Genomic DNA, 23,173 nt, shown 5'->3' with positions numbered 1-23,173 from the left:
AGCCAGCCTTTTTAATGAAAAGGCTGGCTTTCTCACCACAATAGAATTTATAAGATTCCGAGGTCATCGGATGTAAAAATTCTATTTGGCGATAAAAACAACCTCTTAACGCGGCCGCTCCTCTGTGAAAGGACGTCGATAGACGTTTTTCTCATGAAAGCCTTAGGACTGTTGACATGAACCAAACGGAACCATAAAATATCTATATATTTATAAATGGATCGGGAAGGTGTTTGGTTGATGGATCATACCGAATTATTTTGGAAGGTACCGCTCAAGGACTTGAAGCAAGGCTATTATTATCAGGAGCCTACTGGGGAATACATCTGCCTTGTATGCGGCCAAACCTTCGAGAAAGGGATCATTTATTCCGATGAAGGCACGTTTTATGAGGCGGGGAAGTTTGCGGAGCGGCATGTTGCCCGTGAGCACGGCTCCATGTTCGACTTTTTTCTAGGCTTGAACAAAAAGCTGACAGGGTTGTCCGATCTGCAAAAAAGCTTGCTCCGACTGTTCTACGACGGCTACAGCGATAACGAAATTGTAAAGAAGCTCGATGGCGGAAGCGCTTCGACCATTCGCAATCACCGCTTCGCCCTGCGCGAGAAGGAAAAGCAGGCAAGACTGTTCCTGGCCATTATGGAGCTTTTGGAGCAAAAAAACTACGAAGCGAAAGGGCAGGACAAGCCAACGTCCAGAAAGACTTCGGCACCGGTTCAAAAGACGGCGGCAGCAGGCAGCAAAAGCTACGATACGACGGAGGAAGAGTACCAGAACCTGGTGCTGACGTACTTTAAGGAGGGGCTAGACGGGCCGCTAAGCACGTTCCCGACCAAAGCAAAGCGCAAGCTGGCCGTACTGCGCCATTTGATCGGGCGTTTCGAGCCGGGGGTCCGATATACCGAGAAGGAGGTCAATGCGATTCTCCGGGAGGCTTATCACGATTATGTAACCCTGCGCCGGTATATGATCGAGTTCGGACTGTTGGACCGTGAGGATGACGGCAGCGCCTACTGGGTTCAAGAGGGAGCAACGGCGATGACCGAAGAACGCCGCAAGGAGCTTGTGCGCGCCTACAACGAAATAAAGCGGCCCATGGGCGTGTACCGGATTCGCAACAAGCTCAACGGCAAAAGCTGGATCGGCAGCAGCGCCAACATGGAAGCAATGTGGAATCGGACCCGGTTCGAGCTGAGCATGAAAAATGGCCGAAGCAAGCCGCTGCAAAACGATTGGGACGAATATGGCAGCGAAGCCTTTGAATTTGAGGTGCTCGAGGAGCTGAAGGAACCGAAAGGCAGCCGCAAGGATACGGCGGATGAGCTGAAGGCGATGGAAGCCAAATGGATCGGGAAGCTGCAGCCCTTCGGGGATAAGGGATACCACGAATGAGAAAACGGCAAGGAAGCCCGCACGGTGTCAGACCGGAGGCTCTTTGCCGTTTTTTTGCCGATAAAAGTGGTGGCAATTATTCCGCGATGCTCTGATGCTTCAGCATGTGCTTCGTTCTGTATTCGCCTGGAGTCATGCCGCACAGCCGCTTGAAGGAGCGGATGAAGTTTTGCGGATTGTTGTAGCTGAGCCGCTCCGCGATATCGGAGACTTTCCACTCCGTTTCGCGAAGCCATTCTTTGGCCTTTTCCATCCGGTAGGCAATGATATAATCCGTGAGCGTCATACCGGTTTCCACCTTGAACAAATGGCTGAATTGCGAGGTCGGCATCGATACCAGGTCAGCCAAAGCCGGCTGGGACAAATCCTGGTCGTAATGCTCATGGATGTAGTCGAGAACCTTCTCCATCGTATTTTTTTGGCGAAGGCTTCGCCGTTCGGTAATGTGCTGCAGCAGCGTCGGATACAGCTCCTCTTTTAACCATTTGACAATGGCTCCGCTCGTTTTCATGCGTCCGATCCGATGGTATACGTGATAGCGGAACAGCTTAGGGCCCTCTTCGGGATCCAGCTCGAACAGCGTTTTCAACGAGGCGGCTACCAGCTGGACGAACGCCTGCTGCACATGGTCGTAGTTGCCGTTGCCGTTGGAATCGGTCAACCGGTTAGCGAACTCATCCACCTGGTAGCACACTTGCTCAAGCTGCCCCAGCTTGATGCCGGTCAATATATGCTGCTCCTGCTCAATCGGATATTCGTACGAGCTGGTTTGCGGCTGCACCGCACCGATGTAGAATACGTTCCCGCTGCCGTGGATCATTTGATGCTGCAGCGCCTCCATCGCTTCTTTGCCGGATTGCTTGATATGCCCCGTACCGGGGTAACAATGGCCGATCCCGACCGTGACTGTAATGTTCAGGAAGCGGTGAGTGACACTGCGCAGCTCCTCGGCCAGACTGAACGCCGCTGCTTGCAGATCATGCTGGGACACTTCGTCCGTGCCATGATTCAGCACGATGGCGATGTGGTCCGTCGGCGTTTGGAACACGACGCCATGGGCGCACCGGTTAAGCAGCTCGCGGGCTATATTCATAGCGGCATAAGTGAATAAATGAGCATCCTGTTCCGTTTGGCCGCGGATCTGGTCGAGCTCCATGCACAATACGGTGCAGTAGGGAGCAGGCATCTCAATTTCGTAGTAGTGCAGCTTCTCTTCGATTTCATCCGGCTTCATCGTCTCCGTGATAAGGCGCTGCAGGAAGCTCGCGCGCAGCATAGGCAGCGACTCCATAACCTGCTGCTCCAAATGGCGATTGGCCGAGTGGAGGGAATCCATGTAGTGATGGAGCAGGCCGAACTCATTCATATTCGTCTGGGACGGCAATGACGTCGGCAGCCGTTTGCGAACGACGTCGATAATCGCTTGGAGCCTGCGGATGAACGAGCCGGACAAAATAATCGCAGCTATTAGGCTGACGAGAACCAGCAGCAGACTGACCGCCAGCGTTGCGCCTTTGATCCATTGAATGCTGGAAGCAAGCTCCTTCAAAGGGACGGCGGAGATGTATCTCCACCCGTTATAGTCGGATTTTACATAATTGAACAGGATGTCCTGATGGTCGATAGGCTGGGTGAACATTTCCTCCGGGCTGTCCGACGATACCATCCGATGGATGACGGGATCGTTGAAGTCCGGCTTCAGCAGCTGCTTATTCCAGTCGGATAAAATATTTCCTGACGGGGTAGCGATTAGCATTTCGCCGCTTTGCCCGAATTCCATATGGGAAAATACATCGAAAAACGCCCGATCGTTCAGCTCAATGATCAGATAGCCGAGGGGCTTATCTACGGACACAGGGAGCTTGCGCACCAAGGTCACGACATGGGTGCCGCCCCGGGGAACGCTCGGCTGGGACCTCTTGCGGTCAAACCAGAAGAAAGCTTCGTCATGATTCTTTATCGCTTCGAGGACGCTGGGATGGAGCAGGCTTGATTCCGCCATGCCCTGGCTCGGATTGACGATCAGATTTTGCTGCGTCATATACAGGTAAACGCCGTCCGAATCGTTAATCAAGCCCTCCATCGAAGTCAATATCGCCATTACGGAGCGGAACCGCTGCGGGTCTTCATACGGGTTCGGAAGCGACAGGAACTCTTTGAAAACCGGATTGAACGCATGCTGCAGCACAACCTTATCCAAATTAATAAGTTTCTCGTCGATTCGCTCCTGCACCTGCTTGATCGTTTCCCGGTTCGCCTTGCCGATTTCCTTATATAAGCTGTGGCTGGCCAGCAAATAAGTGACCGTGCCCAGGATGGCTATAGGAACAACGGCCAGGAGACAGGCGGCTATAATAACTTTCAGCTTCACGGGACCGAAGGTGCGTATTCGCTGGACCCAGAGGGTGAGCACAATTGCCACCACCTTTTTGAAAGCGTTTTATCCTCGATATTATATATGTTCGTGTCAATACCGAATTTCCCTTCCGTCGGAGGCAAATTCCTTCGTAGCTGATTTCACGGCAGAAGAGTCAAGGCTATAGAAAAAGGCCCCTCGCGGGAAAAATTTCTCAGGAGGGGCGTTCATGACGTTATTTTTTTTGCGATTTGTACCAGTCGTTGGTTTCCTTCGTAATTTGACTGCCGCCTTTATCCAGCCATTCCTTCGCGAAACGGTCAAAATCGTCCATCGGCGCTTTACCCATTACGAGCTTCACGTATTCCTCGTCTCGCAGCTTGTTCAGATCGCTCTGTTTATCCGGAGCGGACGGCGCTACGAAGGCGAGTGCAGGGTTTTTGATCCCCATATCCTTAACGAGGTCGAGATTTTCCTTCTGGGCTTTCTGTACGGCCGCCGGGGCGGAGGAGACAACGTAGCTGTAAGGATCGAACGGATTATGGGCAATTACGGCGTCTACACCATCGGCCTTATATTTCTCGACGTTAATTTTGTACGTTCCATCGGCGTTCTTGGTAGAGTGAATGCCTTCCACTCCGTATCGTTTCAGGTTATACGCTTCGTCGCCGGCCTGCCAATCCAGCAGCTCCATGATGCGCTTAAGCTTCTCCTTGTCCGTCTTGGCAGGAACGACCCATTGGCCGAAGAAGCCGGAGGTTTCACTGTACCCGGACTTGCCGGAAGGGCCGGCAGGCGGTGCGATCATGATGAGGTTGGCCTTTGGATCCACCTTGGACAGGTTCTCGACATAGCGCGCATAGTCGCTCGTTTGTCCGCCCAGCAGAATGCCGGCTTTGCCGCCTTCGAGCTTTTCCCAAACCTGCGTGTTCTTGAGCACCGCGAAATCTTTATCCAGGCCGCCGTCCGCGTACAGCTTGCGCAGCCATTCGAGCGCCTGCTTTTTACCCGGAGTAATGGCGTCATTCATCAGTGTCCCGTCTTCCATCACGCGCCAGCCAGCGCCGGAGTCGAAGGCCATATAGAGCGGGTCCATATGGGATACGTTCTCGCCGAACGCGATGCCGAAGGTGTCGGCCTTGCCGTTCTTATCCGGGTCGTCGTTCGTAAACTTGACCGCGGTTTTGTAGACATCGTCCATCGTTTTCGGAACGGGCAGTCCCAAATTATCGAGCCAGTCCTTGCGGATCATGACGGCGGAACGGTTCAGAGCCCGGGTCCGGGGTACACCGTACAGCTTGCTGTTGATTTTGACGTTATCGAACACGGCTTGCGGGGTTTTCATGATGTTGGGCGATGCTTTAATAAGGTCGTCCAGCTGCGCGAAGGCGCCTTGCTCAACGTATTTGTTAAGCTCGGGGTCCGGATATTTGGTCCACAGGATGATATCGGGCATGTCGCCTGAAGCGAGCGTCACCTTGAGCTTGTCCTCATAGCTGTTGTTTGGTACAGCCATCGGCTCGAATTCGATGTTGAATTTGTCCTCGATAAGCTTCCATACTTCATTCTTCTGAGGCGGCTCGTTATACAGCGGGAACATCATGCTGATCTTCATTCGTTTGGAGCTGTTGCCGCTACCGCTGTCTGAGGACGGCTTATCCTCCGCACCAGGGACCATGGAACAACCAAGCAATGACGTTGCGGTAAGGGCGGTTACGGCAGATACGGAAATCCATTTGGACCATCGTTTAGTCATCGATAAAGACCTCCTTATTTCTTGTGCATATGGATAGGGCGGGTTGGCCGCCCGGCATGCCTCGATATGGCAACAATTCATGAAATGCAAGGCGGTCAGACGGACCGGCGGTTAGCCTTTTACGGATCCGAGCAGTACCCCTTTGGCGAAATGCTTTTGCAGGAACGGATATACGAACAAAATAGGAACCGTGGCAACTATGATGGCGGCCATTTTGATCGTGGTCGGAACGATCTTCAATTCACCCATGGCCACTTCGAAATCCTGTGTCGAGCCCTCGATTATCATTTGCCGCAGGACGACCTGGATCGGCCATAAATTCGGCTTGGTCACGTACATGACGGCCGCAAAAAACTGGTTCCAGTGCCCGACAGCGTAAAACAGCGTGAAGGTCGCGAGAGCCGGCATCGATAGAGGAAGCACGATACGGAACAGCACGCCCAAATTTTTGCAGCCGTCGATCCGCGCCGCCTCCTCGAGCTCTTCGGGAATCGCCTGAAAAAAGTTTTTCATGATGATCAGGTTGAAGGCGCTGATAGCGCCGGGAATAATGAGCGACCAGACGGTGTTAATGAGGCCGAGCGATTTGACGATCATGTAGGAGGGGATGAGACCCCCGTTGAAAAGAATCGAGAAGACGACGAGAAACATAATGATCCGGCGGCCCTTGAGCCTTTTTTTGGCCAGCGGGTACGCCATGAAGGTCGTCAGCACCAGATTGGTGACCGTGCCGACTACCGTAATGAAAAAGGTCGTGTACAGCGAACGGACGAAATGCGTGTTGCTAAAAATCGTCTGGTACGCATCCCATGTAAATTTCTCCGGCCAAAGAATGACCCCGCCCCGGAGCACCTGCTGCAGAGGAGCAAGCGATGTAGCCAATATATAGAGAAAAGGAAACAGCGTCAGAAGTGCGCATAACGTTAGAATGACCACATTGGCGACATCGAACAGACGGCTGCCGAAGGTTGGTTTGATGTGCATAGTTCTGCTCCTTTCATTTCGGCTGTTTTGTTAAAAAACGCCTTCCTCGCCGAATTTTTTGGTCAGCCAATTGGCTCCGACGACAAGAATCAGTCCGATCAGCGACTTGAACAGACCGACAGCCGTAGTATAGCTGAATTTGCCTCCGATTAAGCCTTCCCGGTAAACATACGTTTCGAATACATCCCCTACGCTATTGACCGTCGAATTCAACATAAGGAAAATGTGCTCGAACCCGACATCGAGAATGTTGCCGAGACGCAGGATCAACAGGATGAAGATCGTGCTGCGAATCGCCGGAAGCGTAATGTGCCACAGCTGGCGCCAGCGGCCTGCACCGTCGACAATGGAAGCCTCGTACAGCTGCGTGTCCACTCCCGATAGAGCGGCGAGGAATATAATCGTTCCCCAGCCTGCTTCCTTCCAGATGCTTTGCGATACGAGCAGCGTACGGAACCAATCCGGCGTAGTAAGAAAGGGAAGAGGCTGGCCTCCCGACGCGACTATCAGCTCGTTAACCATCCCTCCCTGAGTTCCCAACAGCAAGTAAGTTATGCCTGCAACGACAACCCAGGAAATGAAATGCGGCAAATAAATGACGGTTTGAACGGAACGCTTGAACCAGGAAATTCTGATTTCATTAAGGAGCAGGGCGATAACGATCGGTGCCGGGAAAAAGAAAACAAGATTGTACAAGCTGATTAAGATGGTATTGCGAAAGATTTGCCAAAACTTGTCGTACTGGAACAATCGGATAAAGTGATCGAAGCCGACCCAGTTACTATGAAGGATGCCTTTGAAAGGACTGTAATCCTGAAAGGCGATAACGACTCCCCACATGGGCAAGTATTTAAAAATAAGAAAATAGAGCACGCCCGGAGCCAGGAGCAAATACAAGTCCCAGTCCATCAAATTGCGCTTGAAGCCACGATTCAGCTTTCCAGCGGTTTCGGGAACCGATGCGCTTGCCTTAACGGTATCCGCTTTCATAACCCATCACACTCCTTGTTCATTCGATGCTCTAATGGATAAGGCAGCGGCGCTTTGGAAGATCCGCCTCTTTGCGATCATTGTAGGGGACGGTGCACGAAAAAGAAACAATCATTTCATCTGACACCCGGAAAGCCGTCGGAGCCGCATAAACAGCGCTTTTTTGCGCCGATAATCATTTCTTCTGATTATGAAAAAAAGGGTTGAACAGGAAGTGATTACGATGATCTTTTCATTTGATCGTAGGAATTGCCATTCGCTGGTTATACAATGAACTTAGCTGTCCGCTACCTACTCTAACCTTGAGAGGATGATGTAACTATGTTTGGTCAAGCTATTTCGCAGGAGGCTGCAGCAGAACGTATTGTTCCTGTCCATGCATTTCGACCTTATCCCGATGCGGAAAACAGGTCGATGTGGGAGTCGCTTCAGGAGGATGTCCGTACGATATGGATCGGATGGGCGGAGGAACGGCTTGAGTTTACTTGGCCGGCACTCCCGGCTTCCCGCTATATGGATTTCGTGCGCAACGGGAACCGAACGCGGTATGAGACGGTATATTTCGAGCGCCGAAGAGCGTTGACCGATCTGGTCATCGGCGAATGCATCGAAGGGAATGGCCGGTTCATGGAGCAAATCGCTAACGGTATTTGGTGCCTGTGCGAGGAATCGTTCTGGGTAGTCCCGGCCCATATGTCGTTATCCCCGCAAAGTAAAGGCTATGCGCTGCCGGATGTGACCGAGCAGGTTATCGATTTGTTCGCTGCAGAGACCGGAGCGCTGCTGGCATGGACGTCATACTTGCTTCAGAATCGATTGGATGCGGAATGTCCGATGATAGGGAAACGAATCCGCCATGAATTGCGGAGACGCATTATGGAGCCTTATCTAGACCGGGAGGATTTCTGGTGGATGGGCTTCGCAGGCCGCAAAGTCAACAACTGGAATCCGTGGATTCATTCCAATTGTTTGACTGTGTTTCTTCTGACTGAGGACGACTCGTTCATCCGAAGCCGGGCGGTTGCCAAAGCGGCGTTAAGTCTTGATTATTTTCTGGAGGTATATCACCCGGATGGAGGCTGCGATGAAGGCCCCAGCTATTGGGGACGTGCCGGCGCTTCCTTGTTTGATTGTCTGGAGCTGCTGTATTTGGCTTCGAACGGGAAGATCGATTTTTATGGAGAACCGCTCGTTCAGGAGATCGGCAAATACATATATCGGGCGCATATCGACGGCAATGACTTCGTCAACTTTGCCGATGGGGACGCGAAGCTCTCTATATCCGGAGATCTTGTCTATCGATACGGGGAGCGGATCGGCGATGCCAAGATGAGCCGGCTTGGGGCGTATGCATTCCGGAGCAACGGCTTTAAGCGAGACCGGATCGCTTCTCTGATGCGTATATTAGGCGAGCTGAATCATGCGGCGCTGCTGACGGGCGAGCCGGTCTCACCTCCTTACGAGCGTGACGTATGGCTGAAGGATACGCATATTTTTGCCGCAAGGGAGCATGAGGGAAGCGCAGCAGGGCTGTACTTGGCCGCCAAAGGCGGGCATAACAACGAAAGCCACAACCATAACGATGTCGGTCATTTTATCGTTTATTATAATGGAAGGCCGTTCCTCATCGACGCAGGTGTCGAGAGCTACACCGCCAAAACGTTCAGTCCCCAGCGTTATGAAATATGGACGATGCAGTCCGCTTTCCATAGTCTGCCTACCGTAAACGGGATGCAGCAGGAAGCGGGGGAAGACTACCGGGCGACAAACGTCACGTATGCGGCTAACGAGGAGCGGGCGCAGGTGGAAATGGAGCTTTCAAAGGCTTATCCGGAGGAAGCCGGTATTGTCAGCTGGAAGCGGACCTGCGCGCTGCTGCGCGGAAGAGGAACGGAAGCTGCGGTGGAGATAACGGATATGTACCGGCTTCGCGAAGCATCCGCGGATATCGTGCAAAACTATTTGTGCCTGCAATCGCCCGTACTGCTTGACGACGGCACGATTGAACTCGTCAACGAGCAGGGGGAGCGGCTCCGGCTGCGTTATGACGCTTCGCGGTGGAAAGCGTCCGCAGAGGCTGTTCCCGTCAACGATGCACGGATGAAGCCGGTATGGGGCGATACGCTGCATCGAATCCGTTTGCAGGCGGTTGAGCCGGCAGCGGAGGAGAGGGTTGTTGTGACCGTCACGGCTTCTAAGCAGCTGTAAAAAGCAATGATAAAAAGCATTCGATTCGTGGAGACGCGGACGAATGCTTTCTTTTTGCTGCTCTTATTTCCATGCCGACAAATATAATGAATTATTGATCCATTTCAGCATGAAAGAATAAAGATTATTCCATTTTTTTGTAGTATCTTGAAGGCACGAGAAGTCAGATAGGCTAGAGGATTAAGAAGGAGAGAAGGGGAAGAGGATGCTTAAATGTATTGTTGATGCTGCAGGAAGCGGGGATTTCCGTACGGTACAGGAGGCGGTTGATGCCGCGCCGGATGGAAGCAGAGAGAAAGTGACGATATTCATCAAGAACGGCACTTACGAAGAAAAACTGCTCGTTCCAAAGGAAAAACGGAACTTGCATTTCCTGGGGGAAAGCCGGGACGGGGTCGTGCTGACGTATTCGGACAATACCAAGACCCTTGGTCCCGACGGTGAGCCGCTGGGAACGTTTCGCAGTGCCAGCGCTTTTTTTCATGGAGACGACTTCACAGCAGAGCAGTTGACCATACGCAATGCATCCGGTCAGGGCACAGGCCAAGCGGTAGCCGCATTCGTAACGAGCGATCGGGCCGTATTCCGCAGCGTCACGTTCCTTGGATTTCAGGACACGCTGTATACGGGAGAAAGCCGGCAGTATTATGAAGACTGCCGCATTGAAGGCGATGTCGATTATATATTCGGGCCGGCGACAGCCGTATTTAACCGGTGCCGCATTCACAGCAAGCGAAAGGGCGGATATGTGACCGCCGCATCGACGCCTGAGGATAAGCCTTTCGGATACGTATTCCTCGATTGTACGCTGATGGCGGATCCCGGTATGACCGATGTGTATCTCGGCAGGCCATGGCGTCCTTTTGCCCATGTCGTATGGATCCGTACCGAGATGGACGCATCCGTCAAGCCGGAAGGCTGGCATAACTGGAGCGACCCTGCCCGGGAAGCGACATCTCGTTATGGTGAATACGGCAGCCGGGGACCCGGGGCGAACCCGGAAGCGAGAGTATCTTGGTCTTGCCAGCTAGCTCCGGATGAGGCGGCAGCTTACACCGTTGCTAATGTATTGGCAGGGGAGGATGGCTGGGACCCGTCCGCCGTACAGTTCGAAGAACGGTTACGGTGAGCGATCCAGAGTTCCCGTCCTTTGCAAGCTGTTACGCTACCTAAAGAAAATCCACGCCCGGTCCGCAGCTTCACGGTCCTGGCGTGGATTTATTATTAATTAACGAACAGCGCCCCGCCAAGCTTCCTCGGCCAGCCGCTTGAATACTATAGCCTGCTGCCAGCGGTCCGAAATCTCGGCTTTGCCGCCTCGGTAGCTCTCCAAAGTAATCGCATAGCCTGGAGGGCCGAGCTCGCTCACGAACGGCAGCACGTCACCGGGCTGAGCGTCTAGAAGCCAGTAAGCCATTCCTTTCGTCCACCAGCGCAAATAATGCTCCACCATGCCATGCTGGCCATCCGGCCCGATGTCCACCTGCACCTGCTCACCGTTGGATACACGTCCGTGGAGCCCAGAGGTCCGGCGCAAAAGCTCGTCGAAGAAAGGCTCGGCCTTTTCGATCAGGCTGCTGTGTCCCATTTCACCCGCAACGACATAATGGGAGAAGTCGATAGTCAAGCGCAGCTTGGGCAGCGCTTTCACATAATCGACGGTGCGGTGCAAATCCTGTGTCACCCGGGCACGATGGGTTTCGACCATGAACGGCATGCCCGCCGCTTCCGCTTCCTCTACTAAGCCGTGGAGCAGCGTGACCGCATCGTCGCCGATAACGAACGAATCCATAACCTGCGAATTGACATACTGCGCTCCGAATTGCTTGGCCGCCTGAAGCACAGGCTTGATATCTTCCCTTTTATATGGAAACGAATGCGTTCCGAAGCTGAATTTGTATTGCTCCAGGAGCCGGTGCCATCGTTCCTGATCTTCCGGTGCGGGGATCGCTCCGAATATGCCGGTGAAGCCGGCTTCGGCAATCTTTTCAAATTTCTCCTCGACGGTCCATTCCCGTTCTCCATTGCCGAGTCCTACCATGCCCCACCAGGCTTGTTGAATATCCAGCCGGGGCTTGCCGCCGGAGCCGTCATTAATCTTATGTATCGCTGCCATGTTGTTCGATATCCCTCCTTATTGTGGTGAAATGTGATGGATAGCATAAAGAGCATGTAACAGAATCGAATGTGAGTTGTCCCCAGGTGCCCCTCCATTATATAAAAGAAATCTGCCGTGTGAAATGCCTCTGAAGACGGATTTGAATGTTTTTGAATGAAAAAAGTGTTGCATTGAAAACAAGCCTATTCAGAAACAAAACAACATTCCTGTAAAGCCTGCGGAGCTAGTGCTATCGGCCAACTTGTTGTACAATATAGGGCACTGGGACATTTTGCAAACAAATGCAGGAAGCAAATCAATAACTAGAATCGAATGAGGGATCAGGATGTTGGTAGCCCAAAGATGGCAAAAAATCGTACAGCTCGTCAACGAGCGGGGCAGTATCCGGGTGACGGAATTAAGCACAATATGTGAAGTGACGGAAGAAACGATCCGCCGCGATTTGGATAAGCTGGAGAGTGAAGGCAAGCTGCTGCGCAGCCATGGCGGAGCAATCAGCATCCCTGCCTCACAGGCGGAAACGCCATATATGGAACGCGAAACGACGAACGCCGACGAGAAGCGCCGTATTGCGCAAGAAGCCGTTCGTCATGTGAACGAGCATGACCGAATTATTTTGGATGCGAGCTCTACGGCTTGGAACATGGCCCAGCTGCTGCCGGACATAGCGCTTACGGTGCTGACCAATTCAATCAAAGTCGCGATGGAGCTGAGCACGAAGGAGAAGATCAAGGTGATCTCCACGGGTGGACTGCTCTCCTCTCGTTCACTCTCTTACGTAGGACCTTTGGCCGAGCGCTCCTTAAGCACCTACTATGTGGATAAAGCGTTCATATCTTGCAAAGGGCTGCATCTGCAAAGAGGCTTGAGCGAGTCGAACGAGCTGCAGGCGCTGATCAAGCAAAAGATGATCGGCATTGCCGATACCGCCTACGTACTGGCCGACTTCAGCAAGTTCGGCCAGCAATCGCTAGCCCACGTCGCATCGTGGGAACAAATCCATCATGTCATTACCGACGAGAAAACGGATGCCGGGGTCATCGAGCAGCTCTCCGAGCTCTCGGTGAATGTCATTCAAATTCCAAGCGTTTCCTGAGCGAAATCGTTATTAAGTGCTCCTTCTCATGAAGATAATCTGAGGAGGAGTATTTTTTTGGCACCATGCTGCTAGATAAACTTTTTATCCTAGTCATTTATTATCGAGAAGCGGACCAAGCGCTGTGGTACACTGGCAAAAAAGAAGGTGGTTTTCGTAAACAACAATCAGCTCCTTAATACACACGGGAGGAATTGAGTAAACTTAGCAAAAGTGAGGAAAGGTTGTGACGTGTCTGGTACAGGGAATCGTTATGAAACAAACATTAGACGAACAAGAGCTGGCTGACATTCGACGATTGGCCGAGGCTTGCGAGGAGCATGAGGGCATCCGATTAAAATTGAATTGGGAGATGCTGCAGGATCGGCAGGAGGGAAGAACGAACGATCTTTTATACTATAAGGACGGTAAGCTGGCAGGATTCCTTGGTATTTATATCATCATCCCGTCGGCGGCGGAGCTAAGCGGGATGGTTCACCCTGATTTCCGCAGACAGGGGATCTTTACCGAGATGATGGAGGCGGCGATTCGACTGCTCGCCGTTAGCGGTCCTCCTGAGCTCATTTATATTTGCCCGCGAGATTCGATCTCAGGGACAGCCTTTATGAAGCAGCGTGGGCAGCCCTATGCTTTTTCCGAATATGGCATGGAGCGCGCTGCGCATGCGGAGGTCTTGCCGCCTAGTCAAGGGAGATACCCCGAGTTCACCCTGCGCATCGCGGAGGAGCGGGATGCGAAGACGATCGCTGAGCTTAACCAGGCAGGCTTTAATATGCCGGCAGCGGACGCCGATTCCTTGGCTAGCTCCCGGTTATTGCCGCAGGAGCTCATCTACCTTATTGAAGTGGACGGCCGTGCCGTTGGCAAGCTGGGGGTGCTCACGGAGGGATCGACTGCGTTCATCTTCGGATTTTGCATGAGGCCGGAGGAACGGGGGCGCGGCATCGGGAGAGCGGCACTGGCTGCGGTGATGGAGCGGCTGCAGCGTGAACGGAACATGGATACGTTTGAATTGGAGGTTGCCGCAAGCAATGAACGGGCACTTGGATTGTATGAGTCTTGCGGCTTTCGCCGGACGAATGTGATCGATTACTATAAACAGTCTTTGCTTTGATGTACAACAATGTTTTGGATAATCTCCGGGCAGTCTGCTAATTAGCGGGCTGCTTTTTTGTCCTCTCTATCGATTTATGAGCCCTGTCCTTTTGAAAATAATAGCTACTAATGTATATAATATGGTAGAATGTGGGAAATGGGCAAGTCTGGAATACATTCTCGGTATCCGATGGAAACTTTGACGGTCTTCGCTGCCGGACAGGCTTCCCAGGCAAGAAAGCAAGCAGGATACCAACGAGCAATGGGCTGAACGTATCCATCAGAGGACCGGACTGAGCCGTGATGCAGCCGTCCAGGCGCTTCATGTGTATTCGAACCGGAACAACTAATTCCCTTATGAAGGCAGGAGCTGCTATATGACAACGTTTCTTTATATGATCCGGCATGCGGAATCTCCATATGTTGCAGGAAATGAGAGATTACGAGGGTTATCCGTTAAAGGAAAGCAGGATGCCCGCCAAATAGACCAAATACTTCGTCACGAAGGCATCGATGTCTTCGTATCCAGCCCGTATACCCGCGCTATAGATACGATTCTTCTGCTGGCAGAAGCTTACGGCCAAACGATACTTGAGTACGAGGAGCTGCGTGAGCGCCCAATTGCAAGCTTGGATGTGAGTATCACCGAGCTGGAGCTGCTGGATGCTGTGGAGCAGTCATTCACGGATCTCGATTTCAAGCTGGAAGGCGGAGAGAGTACACGGGAGGCTCAGGAACGGGCTGTTCCGGTCATCAAGCAGCTCCTTAAGAAACATGCGGGCAGCAAAATAGCTGTCGGTACGCACGGCAATATTATGACCATCATAATGAACTACTTTGACAGCGATTATGGCTTTGCTTTTTGGAAAAGCACGTCCAAGCCGGATATTTACAGGCTGGAATTTGAAGAGGAACAGCTTAAGAGCGTGAAGAGACTTTGGGAGTAAGTTATTCTGTTTGAGATGTCTCCAGACAGACTCATTAGTAATAAACTTAAATAATATGTTTTTCTCTTTTAAAATGTAAAAAAATGAGAGCCTATTGCCGAAAAGGAAGATATCGGGTTTGCCGATCAAGAATAGGATCGAAAGTGCAGCACAGAGAAGCGCTGTCATGGTTCTGATCCATATCATAACTCGAAGGGGCAATCAATAATGAGCGAAAGCAAAGTAAGCGCGATTCCGTTTACTCAAGATATTGGCAATTGTTATATCCACGTGTATAACTTCGGAAAAGCATACGATTTCTATACGAAGACGCTGGGCCTGGTCCCTGCGTGGACGAATGACGATCCCAAAAAGCCTTTGGCCGGGTTCAATATGGAAAATCGTGTCGGATTCATTCTGGTAGGAATGCCGGAGCCGGTAGCACCGCTGCCTTATGCAGCGTTTCATTTCCGATGCACCGATGCGGCTGCCGCCCGAGATTATTTGATCGAACGCGGTGTCCAAGTCGGAGAGCTTGCCCATGACAAGCATGCCTTCGAATTTTGGGATCCGGAAGGCAATAAGCTGTTTACTATGGATATTTGATGTGATTTAGCATCACACAGATCAATGCGAATAATTCAAGCTGTCTCCGGAAAAGTTAATGGCGTACCTTCATAACTTTATCGAACGGAGGAGACAGTGTCATGGTTAAATATATTGTTTTGGCAGTAATATTACTTGTATCAGGCTGTACAGCCAGCAACAACAATGCGGCGCAAAAGACTCCTTCCATGAAGTCTCAATCAGCTGCACCGACTCCTGGCACCCCACAGGCGTCATCAACGTCAACATCGACTCCGTATCAAGGATCAGTCACCATGAAAGGAGCTCCTAATGGAATTCCTTCTAATATATGGGACTTGATACAACCACCGGCGGGAAATCCGATAACACAGGTACCTTCGAATCCGTCTTATCAAGTTCCTCCAAATTATCAGGCACCTACCAATCCAACCTACCAGGCTCCATCCAATCCAGCGTATCCGACACCGGCCACACCTTCGCCGACTGGGCAAGCTCCACAAGGCAGCTCGGAATATGCTCAGCAGGTACTGGATTTGGTTAATCAAGAAAGAAGCAAAGCGGGTTTAGGGGCACTTACAATGAGTCCTGAGTTAGCCAATATGGCTTTGGTCAAGGCGCAGGATATGATAAACAATAACTACTTTGATCACAATTCTCCATCACACGGCTCTCCGTTCGATATGATGAATGAATTTGGCATTACCTACAATTCAGCCGGTGAAAATATTGCCAAGGGGCAAACCAGCCCTTCACAGGTTATGAACGATTGGATGAACAGTCCGGGGCATAGAGCCAACATTCTTAACGGATCCTTTACCAAAATCGGCGTTGGTTTCTATAACAATGCTTGGGTGCAAGAATTCACAGGGTAATACCGTTCCGTCCTCAGGAAAAGAAGCCGCAATTAAAGGGCTTCTTTTTTTCATTTTATGAATGGCTTCCTTGAGAGGGGACATACTAAATTCGTGAGGTTAGCTGACATGCTTTATTATTTGCTTTAATAAAATAAGGCCAATGCTAGGTCATGAGCAATAGCTGCACGGTATCCTAGTAGTCAATTCATTCGCCACTTCCATGGGCCAGTAGTACGGCTATCTGCTCGTAAATGCCCAGTACCCTGCAAGTTAGGGGCAATAAACTGGGTACTATCGTCCCGTTAAACTTGCTATTACCCCAAATGGAACGCTCCGTTCCGCCCTTCATCCCAATGAACTACTCAACTCCAATCGACCATCTCGTTTTAAAGCAGCAGTAGCTTTTACATTTTTTTATTAATTAAATAGAATGCGCTTTCAATAATAATATTCCTAAAACTTTTTTCTAATTTATCACTTTGCCAGAATCTCGCAAAAATTTAATGGTCAACCTTCAGATCTAGCAAGGCTGAGGAAGGGATTTTTACAATAGTACCGAATTCTATATTATTCCAATTCTCGAATAGGACCGACTTAAAAATGGGGGTATACCGATGAATAAACAGCTGTTCATTGCTTGGCTGGATGATAAGATTGCACAGATTAAGGATACGCCTGTCAGCGTTGTAGATACGAAGGAAAAGCAGCACTATTTGCTCGGCAGCCTGAAAACACTGGAGCTGATGAAAGAGCAGATCGAGCAGGGGAAATTCGACGTGGAATGAGAGGTAGAGCATCCGTGATTGATATTCTAATTTGCAATGAAATGGACGCAATACCCATTGCAGCGTTATACAAAGAGCTGATGACCGAGATTATCGTGAAGACCGTTGGAGATGAACAGCTTGTTCCTAAGAAAGATGCTGCACCATTGTGCAGACAACTGATCTCCTCAGGGCAGTACACTGTGCTTAAGGCAGTAGACCTTGAATCCGCTGGCATTGTCGGTTTTTTATCGATGTGTGAAAGCTTCTCGCTATATGCGAACGGGAGCTACGGTGTGATTCAGGAGCTGTATGTGCGCGAGGAATTTCGCTCGCACGGGACTGGAAAAAGCTTGATCGCGTTCGCAGTTAATTTTGCCAGATCCAAAGATTGGAAACGGCTGGAGGTCGCAACGCCTCAGCTGCCTGAGTTTGAACGAAGCTTAGCCTTTTATGAAAGGGAAGGTTTCCTAATCACCGGCGGCTGCAAGCTGAAGCTTCTACTGGCTAATTAAGGTTGGGTTCTAATGATAAGACGAGTTCTGTATGCTGCTGCCGTATGTCTCGTATTCCTTATTGTTGGATGCTCCATGGGAAGACCGGCTTATGAAATACTGGAGGGGCAATCACTTCCGAACACTCTCCAAGAAAACGCCCGATTGAATCAGTTTTGGAACGAGGCGGTTGCAAGGCTGCATCCGTACTCCGGTTTCGATACGATTACCTTGGACAATAAACAGTACATTATCCTGACCAGCGGAACCAAATCTAGCAGTGGTTATAGTATTAAAGTTCATGATGTGAAGGATAGAGAGGGCTATCTTCTAATCGAAGCGGAGGATGTGAAGCCCCGATCAGGCGCTACTCTGGCAGTGTATGACTACCCTGCCATTTTACTTGTCATGGATAAAACGGAATTGCCGATCCGCTTACGCTGGGTTAAGTGAGGATTGAAAATGATGCAAATCGTACAAACAACAGACTATGAAACGATTGCTCGATTGAATCGGCACGTTCATGAGGTCCATGTCCGGTTGTACCCGGACTATTTTAAGGAATACGAGTATGAGCCGATCAAACAGTTTTTTGCTGCTATGGTAACGAAGCCTTCGCATGTATTTTTTCTTGCGGGAGTGCAGGGTGAGCCTGTCGGGTATGCCTGGATCGAACTGAAGGCTTATGCCGGGAATGCCTTTATGAAACCATATCGTTCAGTATTCATCCACCAAATCAGCATCTCGCAGTCTCATCGCTCCCAAGGCTACGGCTCTCGTCTGCTCGAGACAATCGACGAATTCGCACGCAATAACGAAGCAGTCAAGGTTGAACTCGATTATTGGGCGGCTAACGCAATGGCCAGGGATTTTTATGCCAAAAACGGGTATACCATTTATAGGGAATTCGTCTATAAGGAATTGTGATTTCACCAGGAGGTGTATCCGTTTGAGAGCCATTTATCCCGGATCGTTCGATCCTTTTACGCTGGGGCATTTGAATATTTTGGAGCGGGCGACACGGCTGTTCGAGCATATTGATGTTGTAGTAGCGGGCAACAGCAGCAAGACGTATTTGTTTACACCGGAGCAACGGTGCGAAATCATCCGGCTATCCACACTCCATGTGAGCCAATCCGTAAGCATCGTTCATCACGGCGGAGTCATCGCCGATTACATTGCGGAGCGCAGCATCGACGTCATCATAAGAGGGATCAGAGGCTCTACCGATCTGGATTACGAGATTAAGCTGGAGCAGTACAACCGTAAGGCGTGCTTGGCTGAAACTGTTTATTTAACCCCGACGACCAAGCATTTGAATACGAGCAGCACACTGGTCAAAATGTTTTTGCAAACGAAAAAATATGAATTGGCAGCCGAATATTTGACGGAGCATGCCCAGGAGTACATACAATCATTGTTAAGCGGCGGCTAAGTCGAGTGTGTTCGACCCGATCGGAATGGGGCTGTGCATAAGTAATATTAAGATAATTTTAAGCGAGAGGGGCAGCGGAACATGGGAGAGCCCGCCAGAGCGAAGCTGGGGCAAGGAAGACAGGCGGAAGTGTTTGAATATGGGGACCAAAAAGCGCTCAAATTGTTTTATCCCGGTACAGCGTTACATGTCGTGGAGCATGAGCGCAATGTTTCCAGAGTGATTAACGAATTTGATTTGCCGACGCCACGAACCTATGAATTGGTTCAAGACCAAGGAAGAGACGGCATCGTTTACGAGAAAGTGGAGGGCCCGACGCTGCTGAAGGTGCTGCTTGCCGACGCGTCCAAAATGGCTTGGGCAGGGGAGCTGAGCGCCGAGCTTCACTCTAAAATGCATGCTTGCCGCAGCGACCGTCTGCCATCGCAGAAGGCCTCGTTGGAGAGGCGCATCCGCTCGGCACAGATAGAGGAAGCCATTCGGGACAAGGCGTTGCACGCGTTGGAATCGCTGCCGGAATCCAATGAGGTTTGCCATGGCGATTTTCACCCGGATAATGTGCTTCTTTCGCCGCGGGGGCCGGTCATACTGGATTGGGTCAATGCAACGAGAGGCAATCGAATGGCCGATTTTGTCTTCAGCGCACTTATTTTAAAAGTTGCCGAAGTACCGGACTTTATACCGAATGCGGATTTATTTAACCATGGAAGAACCGAATTATTCAAAGCTTATACGAAGACGTATTTGCAGCACTACCCGGCATCTATGCAAGAGATCGTCCCTTGGATTTTTCCCGTAGCAGTCGCAAGACTGGGGGATCATATACCTTCGGAACGGCTTCGTTTGTTGAAAATAATTTCAAGACTGTCAAGACGAGTTGAATAGAGTCATGAAACGATAAACACACAGAGAGCCTGTTCATAGGGAGGATCTGTGTGTTTTTTCATAGGGAGCGGGCTCCTTAACGAGGTGTTCACTTCACATACAGCTCCGAAATCACTTCCCATTTGTCGGGATGATCGGAGGTCATTTCCCCTGTTTTTTTGAACCCGACACTTTCATACAAAGCTTCCGCGATTAGGTTATCGGGTTTGTAGCTGATCGTGATCGTGGGACTGCAGTCTGAAAGACCTCGGATCCAGTGGATTGCTTCCAGCAAGGCAGTTCTTCCATATCCTTTCCCCTGATGCCTATGGTCGATCATGAATCTGACAATCCAGTACTTTCCGTCTTCAGGATCTTTGCCGTACATCATGAAGCCGATGGCCTCCTCCCCCAAATAAACCGCAAGAGGGACTTTATCGGACTCGTAATGTGACTGCAGCAGGGAAAACGAATTACTGGCGACAAAAGATTTCTGATCCGCCCTTACGGACAATTGGATGATATTCTGCCAATTCGCGGCGTCGATTGTTTTTAAAGTGATGGACATAGGGCACTCCTTTACCGTCTGATATGGATAATGCTACTACGTGTTGATTCGTAAGTAACGATAAAGGTTGAGTATAACTGTTTTTGACAAATATGGGGCTAATAGATGAATATGTAATCGGAAATTTTGTCTAATCGAAGAAAAGCTAGTTTCATAGACTTCCATTTTGTGGTAGCCTATAAAGGATTTATCGAACCTACGGAGGAGATACCGATGCTGAGATTTATTTCCGAGCTGCCGCAAGACAAGCCGATTGCAGGCGTACACAGCGTGCCTGTACTTGATAACGGCAACCTGATTATGGTATGGGATCGCGATGAGCAAGCCTTGACTACAATTGGAGGACGGGTTGAGCGAGGCGAAACATTGGATGAAGCGCTCGATAGAGAAGCACTGGAAGAGGCTGGAGTCGTATTGGGCAAGGAAAGAATCCCTTTCGCCTGCTGGTACTGGCAGGAAACGAACAGCTACACCGTCTGGTTGTTGACCCGAGTGGAAAGCTTCCTGGATATGCCTCAAGGCTTCGAGAAAACCGGCTATGTTGTAATGAACTTCCCAACCGCTGTCGGACTCGTAACAAAACTGGAAGGCGAAGGCGAACGAAGCCGAATATTGACCAAGGCAGGTCAGCTGACAGGCAGGCTGTGAATACAATACAGGGAAGAAATGAAAACCATGACTCATGCGATTTTGGCTAAAGAAATCTATGATATTGCCCACCTGACAGGTACTTTTCTTCTGCGGTCCGGAAAAAGTAGCGTCGCAAGCTCAAACAAGGAGTGAGAACGATGATCGTTCGGGAAACGGAACAGCATTTTATTATGATAACGCAGGTTGACCATGCGGCTTTGTCGGGTGATATGGCGTCGCATTTTGTCCCTTCCGTCTTCGGGGATGATTCCTGTGTGGAAGACGTGTTGTACGCCATTTACGAGCACGATCGCAGCTGGCTGAGGCTGGACGACACTCCCATCTGGAATGATCGAGCAGCGGCTCCGTATTCGTTCATGGATTATCCTGAGCTGCCCAAGCTGGTTTTGTACCGGTTTGGCGTCGATGAAATTGAGCAAAAGAATGAATATGCAGCCTTGCTGTGCAGCCGTCATTTCGCATCGTTTTATCCGCAAGCGGCTACGATGGCGAAGGAGTACGGTGAGTTCGTTCAGTACGAGCAGGCAAGACAGCAGCGCATTATTAACAAGCTTCGGCTAACGAGTGACTCGTTGGTGAATCGGCATTTCCGGCTGCTTCAGCTTTGCGACAGCTTGTCCTTGTATATTTGCTTGAATGAGCCAGGCGTCAGCAAAGAGCAGGAGCATCCATGGTATCGAAACGGCATTAACGGTTCGGAGAAGCTTTTTGACCCTACGGATGACCGCAAGCTTATGGCTCAATGGACCGACGAGGAGACCGTTCAATTGTCTCCGTTTCCTTTTCGCACGCCATTCACGGCTGCTCTGCGATACAAGCGGATCGACAAGCGTTCCATCCGGCAGCTGGGACTGAATGAAGCTTACCGCCAAGCTGACTTGCTGGAGCAGAAGATTGCTTTTGCAGAGGCGGCAAATCCGTAAGAATCTATATGAAGCGGGGTGCTTATAGAATCAGGATGAAAGATCGGTTAGCAGCGGTTGCGGTTATACTAATCTTGTATAGTATCATTGCATTAGCGGAGCAATATCGCGGTTCGTTCGATACGATCGAGGAAGCGATTCGCAATCAAGCAGGCGTTAGCGAGACATTGCAGGTACAAGAGCTTGTACCGGCTTTCCAGAGCAGAGATCATGCGTTGTATTTTGGAGTCAATTCGTCGCAGAGCATAGTAGGGGTTTATTTGACAAAAACAATGTTCGGGTGGAGAGTCAAGTCCCGGACAACCGGTACCGGCATGGAATTGACCTCAGAGCTGCAAAAGCCGCTTGGCGGGGGAACCATCAAGGACAATGAGCTTATCTACGGATTAGCCAATGCGAATCTAGTACAGGAAGTGCGCGTCAACGGGACCCGTGCGGCCATAATTCCGATAGATAAATACTTGCCATATCCCGGAGCCGAAGGAAAGGCCGTATGGTATCTTTTATTCAAAAAGAGAGAAGCGTCTGCTGTCATCGAAGCATTCGATTATAGCGGAAGCAGAGTATATCCGTCTCCTTAAACGCCGACAATCAGAATAAGGATAGCAATAATAGAAGTGAAATAGGAGGAACTGTACATGAGCCACGGGAAGACGCTCGAATCGGAACAAAGCTTGCTTTTGCTGGACAAAGTCAGAACGATATGCACACAGTATCCTGAAGTAACGGAAAGCACGGATCTCTTCGGTCATATCTCCTTTCGCGTGAACGACAAGCCGTTCGTGATGATGGGAGAGAAGGACGATATCCCTACGATGTCAATTAAGACGGCCCCGTCTACACAGGAGTTTCTGCTTCAGCAAGAGGACGGCAACTATAGCAAAACTCGCTATATAGGACAGCACGGCTGGGTCTCTCTCCGAAGTGTGACCGACATAAACTGGGAAGAAGTCAAGGATTTAATAGAGGAAGGCTACGGCCGGACAGCACCAAAAAGACTGCTTCGTGCACTGCACCATCATGAGCCGTAAGGCTTATTTTTTTTGATGGAAAAGTACTTATAATGAGCAGGAAACCGATAAGAATTGTCGAAATGTACAGAGGCCTTCT

General features: G+C 50.4%; 24 protein-coding genes. 18 read left to right on the top strand and 6 right to left on the bottom strand.

Features of this window, described 5'->3' with window-relative positions; all coding sequences use genetic code 11:
• The first annotated feature begins 240 nt into the window (after positions 1-240).
• The gene (locus DVH26_RS26970) at positions 241-1,392 is read left to right on the top strand and encodes a DUF2087 domain-containing protein (protein ID WP_239627453.1); all 1,152 of its coding nucleotides are present in this window, start codon (positions 241-243) and stop codon (positions 1,390-1,392) included.
• A 76-nt stretch (positions 1,393-1,468) separates the two neighbouring features.
• Here the strand turns inward: DVH26_RS26970 and DVH26_RS26965 are convergent, their stop codons facing one another.
• From DVH26_RS26965 to DVH26_RS26950, 4 genes are all read right to left on the bottom strand, one after another.
• On the bottom strand, positions 1,469-3,805 hold the full coding sequence (locus DVH26_RS26965) for a helix-turn-helix domain-containing protein (protein WP_239627450.1): 2,337 nt from the start codon (positions 3,803-3,805) through the stop codon (positions 1,469-1,471).
• A gap of 178 nt (positions 3,806-3,983) precedes the next feature.
• The gene (locus DVH26_RS26960; protein WP_239627447.1) at positions 3,984-5,504 is read right to left on the bottom strand and encodes an extracellular solute-binding protein; all 1,521 of its coding nucleotides are present in this window, start codon (positions 5,502-5,504) and stop codon (positions 3,984-3,986) included.
• 111 nt (positions 5,505-5,615) lie between these two features.
• Positions 5,616-6,488: a carbohydrate ABC transporter permease gene (locus DVH26_RS26955; RefSeq protein ID WP_239627445.1), complete on the bottom strand. Its 873-nt coding sequence runs from the start codon at positions 6,486-6,488 to the stop codon at positions 5,616-5,618.
• A gap of 30 nt (positions 6,489-6,518) precedes the next feature.
• The gene (locus DVH26_RS26950) at positions 6,519-7,478 is read right to left on the bottom strand and encodes an ABC transporter permease (protein WP_379454679.1); all 960 of its coding nucleotides are present in this window, start codon (positions 7,476-7,478) and stop codon (positions 6,519-6,521) included.
• Between the two features lie 321 nt (positions 7,479-7,799).
• Here DVH26_RS26950 and DVH26_RS26945 point away from each other — a divergent pair, with 321 nt between their 5' ends.
• Together DVH26_RS26945 and DVH26_RS26940 are read left to right on the top strand one after the other, a co-directional pair.
• Positions 7,800-9,686 (top strand): heparinase II/III domain-containing protein, encoded by a 1,887-nt coding sequence (locus DVH26_RS26945; protein WP_239627442.1) that lies wholly within the window; start codon positions 7,800-7,802, stop codon positions 9,684-9,686.
• 205 nt (positions 9,687-9,891) lie between these two features.
• Complete coding sequence (locus DVH26_RS26940; RefSeq protein ID WP_239627440.1) at positions 9,892-10,815, top strand: pectinesterase family protein; 924 nt, start codon at positions 9,892-9,894, stop codon at positions 10,813-10,815.
• Positions 10,816-10,914: 99 nt separating this feature from the next.
• Here DVH26_RS26940 and DVH26_RS26935 read toward each other — a convergent pair whose 3' ends face one another.
• On the bottom strand, positions 10,915-11,802 hold the full coding sequence (locus tag DVH26_RS26935) for a sugar phosphate isomerase/epimerase family protein (RefSeq protein WP_239627437.1): 888 nt from the start codon (positions 11,800-11,802) through the stop codon (positions 10,915-10,917).
• A 328-nt stretch (positions 11,803-12,130) separates the two neighbouring features.
• Here DVH26_RS26935 and DVH26_RS26930 point away from each other — a divergent pair, with 328 nt between their 5' ends.
• The 11 genes from DVH26_RS26930 (at position 12,131) to DVH26_RS26880 (ending at position 19,942) form a co-directional block, all read left to right on the top strand.
• Entirely contained in the window at positions 12,131-12,901 is a 771-nt protein-coding gene (locus DVH26_RS26930; RefSeq protein WP_239627434.1) for a DeoR/GlpR family DNA-binding transcription regulator, read from the top strand.
• Positions 12,902-13,154: 253 nt separating this feature from the next.
• Positions 13,155-14,015 (top strand): GNAT family N-acetyltransferase, encoded by an 861-nt coding sequence (locus DVH26_RS26925; protein ID WP_239627431.1) that lies wholly within the window; start codon positions 13,155-13,157, stop codon positions 14,013-14,015.
• Positions 14,016-14,373: 358 nt separating this feature from the next.
• On the top strand, positions 14,374-14,943 hold the full coding sequence (locus DVH26_RS26920; protein ID WP_239627429.1) for a histidine phosphatase family protein: 570 nt from the start codon (positions 14,374-14,376) through the stop codon (positions 14,941-14,943).
• A 207-nt stretch (positions 14,944-15,150) separates the two neighbouring features.
• Complete coding sequence (locus DVH26_RS26915; RefSeq protein WP_239627425.1) at positions 15,151-15,528, top strand: VOC family protein; 378 nt, start codon at positions 15,151-15,153, stop codon at positions 15,526-15,528.
• 101 nt (positions 15,529-15,629) lie between these two features.
• The gene (locus tag DVH26_RS26910; protein WP_239627422.1) at positions 15,630-16,382 is read left to right on the top strand and encodes a CAP domain-containing protein; all 753 of its coding nucleotides are present in this window, start codon (positions 15,630-15,632) and stop codon (positions 16,380-16,382) included.
• A 596-nt stretch (positions 16,383-16,978) separates the two neighbouring features.
• Complete coding sequence (locus tag DVH26_RS26905) at positions 16,979-17,149, top strand: hypothetical protein (RefSeq protein ID WP_239627420.1); 171 nt, start codon at positions 16,979-16,981, stop codon at positions 17,147-17,149.
• Positions 17,150-17,163: 14 nt separating this feature from the next.
• The gene (locus DVH26_RS26900) at positions 17,164-17,643 is read left to right on the top strand and encodes a GNAT family N-acetyltransferase (protein WP_239627418.1); all 480 of its coding nucleotides are present in this window, start codon (positions 17,164-17,166) and stop codon (positions 17,641-17,643) included.
• Between the two features lie 12 nt (positions 17,644-17,655).
• A complete protein-coding gene (locus DVH26_RS26895; RefSeq protein ID WP_239627415.1) occupies positions 17,656-18,075 on the top strand; it encodes a protease complex subunit PrcB family protein in 420 nt (139 codons plus the stop codon).
• Between the two features lie 9 nt (positions 18,076-18,084).
• Entirely contained in the window at positions 18,085-18,549 is a 465-nt protein-coding gene (locus DVH26_RS26890) for a GNAT family N-acetyltransferase (protein WP_239627413.1), read from the top strand.
• 22 nt (positions 18,550-18,571) lie between these two features.
• On the top strand, positions 18,572-19,057 hold the full coding sequence (gene coaD, locus DVH26_RS26885) for a pantetheine-phosphate adenylyltransferase (protein ID WP_239627410.1): 486 nt from the start codon (positions 18,572-18,574) through the stop codon (positions 19,055-19,057).
• A gap of 81 nt (positions 19,058-19,138) precedes the next feature.
• Positions 19,139-19,942: a phosphotransferase family protein gene (locus tag DVH26_RS26880; RefSeq protein WP_239627407.1), complete on the top strand. Its 804-nt coding sequence runs from the start codon at positions 19,139-19,141 to the stop codon at positions 19,940-19,942.
• A gap of 88 nt (positions 19,943-20,030) precedes the next feature.
• Here the strand turns inward: DVH26_RS26880 and DVH26_RS26875 are convergent, their stop codons facing one another.
• The gene (locus tag DVH26_RS26875; protein WP_239627404.1) at positions 20,031-20,489 is read right to left on the bottom strand and encodes a GNAT family N-acetyltransferase; all 459 of its coding nucleotides are present in this window, start codon (positions 20,487-20,489) and stop codon (positions 20,031-20,033) included.
• A 213-nt stretch (positions 20,490-20,702) separates the two neighbouring features.
• Between DVH26_RS26875 and DVH26_RS26870 the strand changes: the two genes are divergently transcribed.
• The 4 genes from DVH26_RS26870 (at position 20,703) to DVH26_RS26855 (ending at position 23,094) form a co-directional block, all read left to right on the top strand.
• Entirely contained in the window at positions 20,703-21,137 is a 435-nt protein-coding gene (locus tag DVH26_RS26870; RefSeq protein WP_239627402.1) for an NUDIX domain-containing protein, read from the top strand.
• Positions 21,138-21,277: 140 nt separating this feature from the next.
• The gene (locus DVH26_RS26865) at positions 21,278-22,063 is read left to right on the top strand and encodes a DUF3891 family protein (protein WP_239627400.1); all 786 of its coding nucleotides are present in this window, start codon (positions 21,278-21,280) and stop codon (positions 22,061-22,063) included.
• A 35-nt stretch (positions 22,064-22,098) separates the two neighbouring features.
• Positions 22,099-22,644, top strand: coding sequence for a hypothetical protein (locus DVH26_RS26860; protein ID WP_239627397.1), 546 nt, complete (start codon positions 22,099-22,101; stop codon positions 22,642-22,644).
• Positions 22,645-22,701: 57 nt separating this feature from the next.
• Positions 22,702-23,094, top strand: a complete 393-nt coding sequence (locus DVH26_RS26855; protein ID WP_239627395.1) for an MmcQ/YjbR family DNA-binding protein — start codon at positions 22,702-22,704, stop codon at positions 23,092-23,094.
• Positions 23,095-23,173 lie beyond the last annotated feature (79 nt).

Source organism: Paenibacillus sp. H1-7 (assembly GCF_022354825.1).
GTDB lineage: Bacteria > Bacillota > Bacilli > Paenibacillales > NBRC-103111 > Paenibacillus_S.
This window is presented reverse-complemented; position numbering and strand designations above follow the sequence as displayed.

Excerpts from the sequence above, each read along its gene's own strand:
- DVH26_RS26970 (WP_239627453.1), top strand. The coding sequence starts at position 241 with ATGGATCATACCGAATTATTTTGGAAGGTACCGCTCAAGGACTTGAAG.
- DVH26_RS26960 (WP_239627447.1), bottom strand. The coding sequence starts at position 5,504 with ATGACTAAACGATGGTCCAAATGGATTTCCGTATCTGCCGTAACCGCC.
- DVH26_RS26955 (WP_239627445.1), bottom strand. The coding sequence starts at position 6,488 with ATGCACATCAAACCAACCTTCGGCAGCCGTCTGTTCGATGTCGCCAAT.
- DVH26_RS26950 (WP_379454679.1), bottom strand. The coding sequence starts at position 7,478 with ATGAAAGCGGATACCGTTAAGGCAAGCGCATCGGTTCCCGAAACCGCT.
- DVH26_RS26945 (WP_239627442.1), top strand. The coding sequence starts at position 7,800 with ATGTTTGGTCAAGCTATTTCGCAGGAGGCTGCAGCAGAACGTATTGTT.
- DVH26_RS26940 (WP_239627440.1), top strand. The coding sequence starts at position 9,892 with ATGCTTAAATGTATTGTTGATGCTGCAGGAAGCGGGGATTTCCGTACG.
- DVH26_RS26935 (WP_239627437.1), bottom strand. The coding sequence starts at position 11,802 with ATGGCAGCGATACATAAGATTAATGACGGCTCCGGCGGCAAGCCCCGG.
- DVH26_RS26930 (WP_239627434.1), top strand. The coding sequence starts at position 12,131 with ATGTTGGTAGCCCAAAGATGGCAAAAAATCGTACAGCTCGTCAACGAG.
- DVH26_RS26925 (WP_239627431.1), top strand. The coding sequence starts at position 13,155 with ATGAAACAAACATTAGACGAACAAGAGCTGGCTGACATTCGACGATTG.
- DVH26_RS26920 (WP_239627429.1), top strand. The coding sequence starts at position 14,374 with ATGACAACGTTTCTTTATATGATCCGGCATGCGGAATCTCCATATGTT.
- DVH26_RS26915 (WP_239627425.1), top strand. The coding sequence starts at position 15,151 with ATGAGCGAAAGCAAAGTAAGCGCGATTCCGTTTACTCAAGATATTGGC.
- DVH26_RS26910 (WP_239627422.1), top strand. The coding sequence starts at position 15,630 with ATGGTTAAATATATTGTTTTGGCAGTAATATTACTTGTATCAGGCTGT.
- DVH26_RS26905 (WP_239627420.1), top strand. The coding sequence starts at position 16,979 with ATGAATAAACAGCTGTTCATTGCTTGGCTGGATGATAAGATTGCACAG.
- DVH26_RS26895 (WP_239627415.1), top strand. The coding sequence starts at position 17,656 with ATGATAAGACGAGTTCTGTATGCTGCTGCCGTATGTCTCGTATTCCTT.
- DVH26_RS26890 (WP_239627413.1), top strand. The coding sequence starts at position 18,085 with ATGATGCAAATCGTACAAACAACAGACTATGAAACGATTGCTCGATTG.
- DVH26_RS26880 (WP_239627407.1), top strand. The coding sequence starts at position 19,139 with ATGGGAGAGCCCGCCAGAGCGAAGCTGGGGCAAGGAAGACAGGCGGAA.
- DVH26_RS26875 (WP_239627404.1), bottom strand. The coding sequence starts at position 20,489 with ATGTCCATCACTTTAAAAACAATCGACGCCGCGAATTGGCAGAATATC.
- DVH26_RS26870 (WP_239627402.1), top strand. The coding sequence starts at position 20,703 with ATGCTGAGATTTATTTCCGAGCTGCCGCAAGACAAGCCGATTGCAGGC.
- DVH26_RS26865 (WP_239627400.1), top strand. The coding sequence starts at position 21,278 with ATGATCGTTCGGGAAACGGAACAGCATTTTATTATGATAACGCAGGTT.
- DVH26_RS26860 (WP_239627397.1), top strand. The coding sequence starts at position 22,099 with ATGAAAGATCGGTTAGCAGCGGTTGCGGTTATACTAATCTTGTATAGT.
- DVH26_RS26855 (WP_239627395.1), top strand. The coding sequence starts at position 22,702 with ATGAGCCACGGGAAGACGCTCGAATCGGAACAAAGCTTGCTTTTGCTG.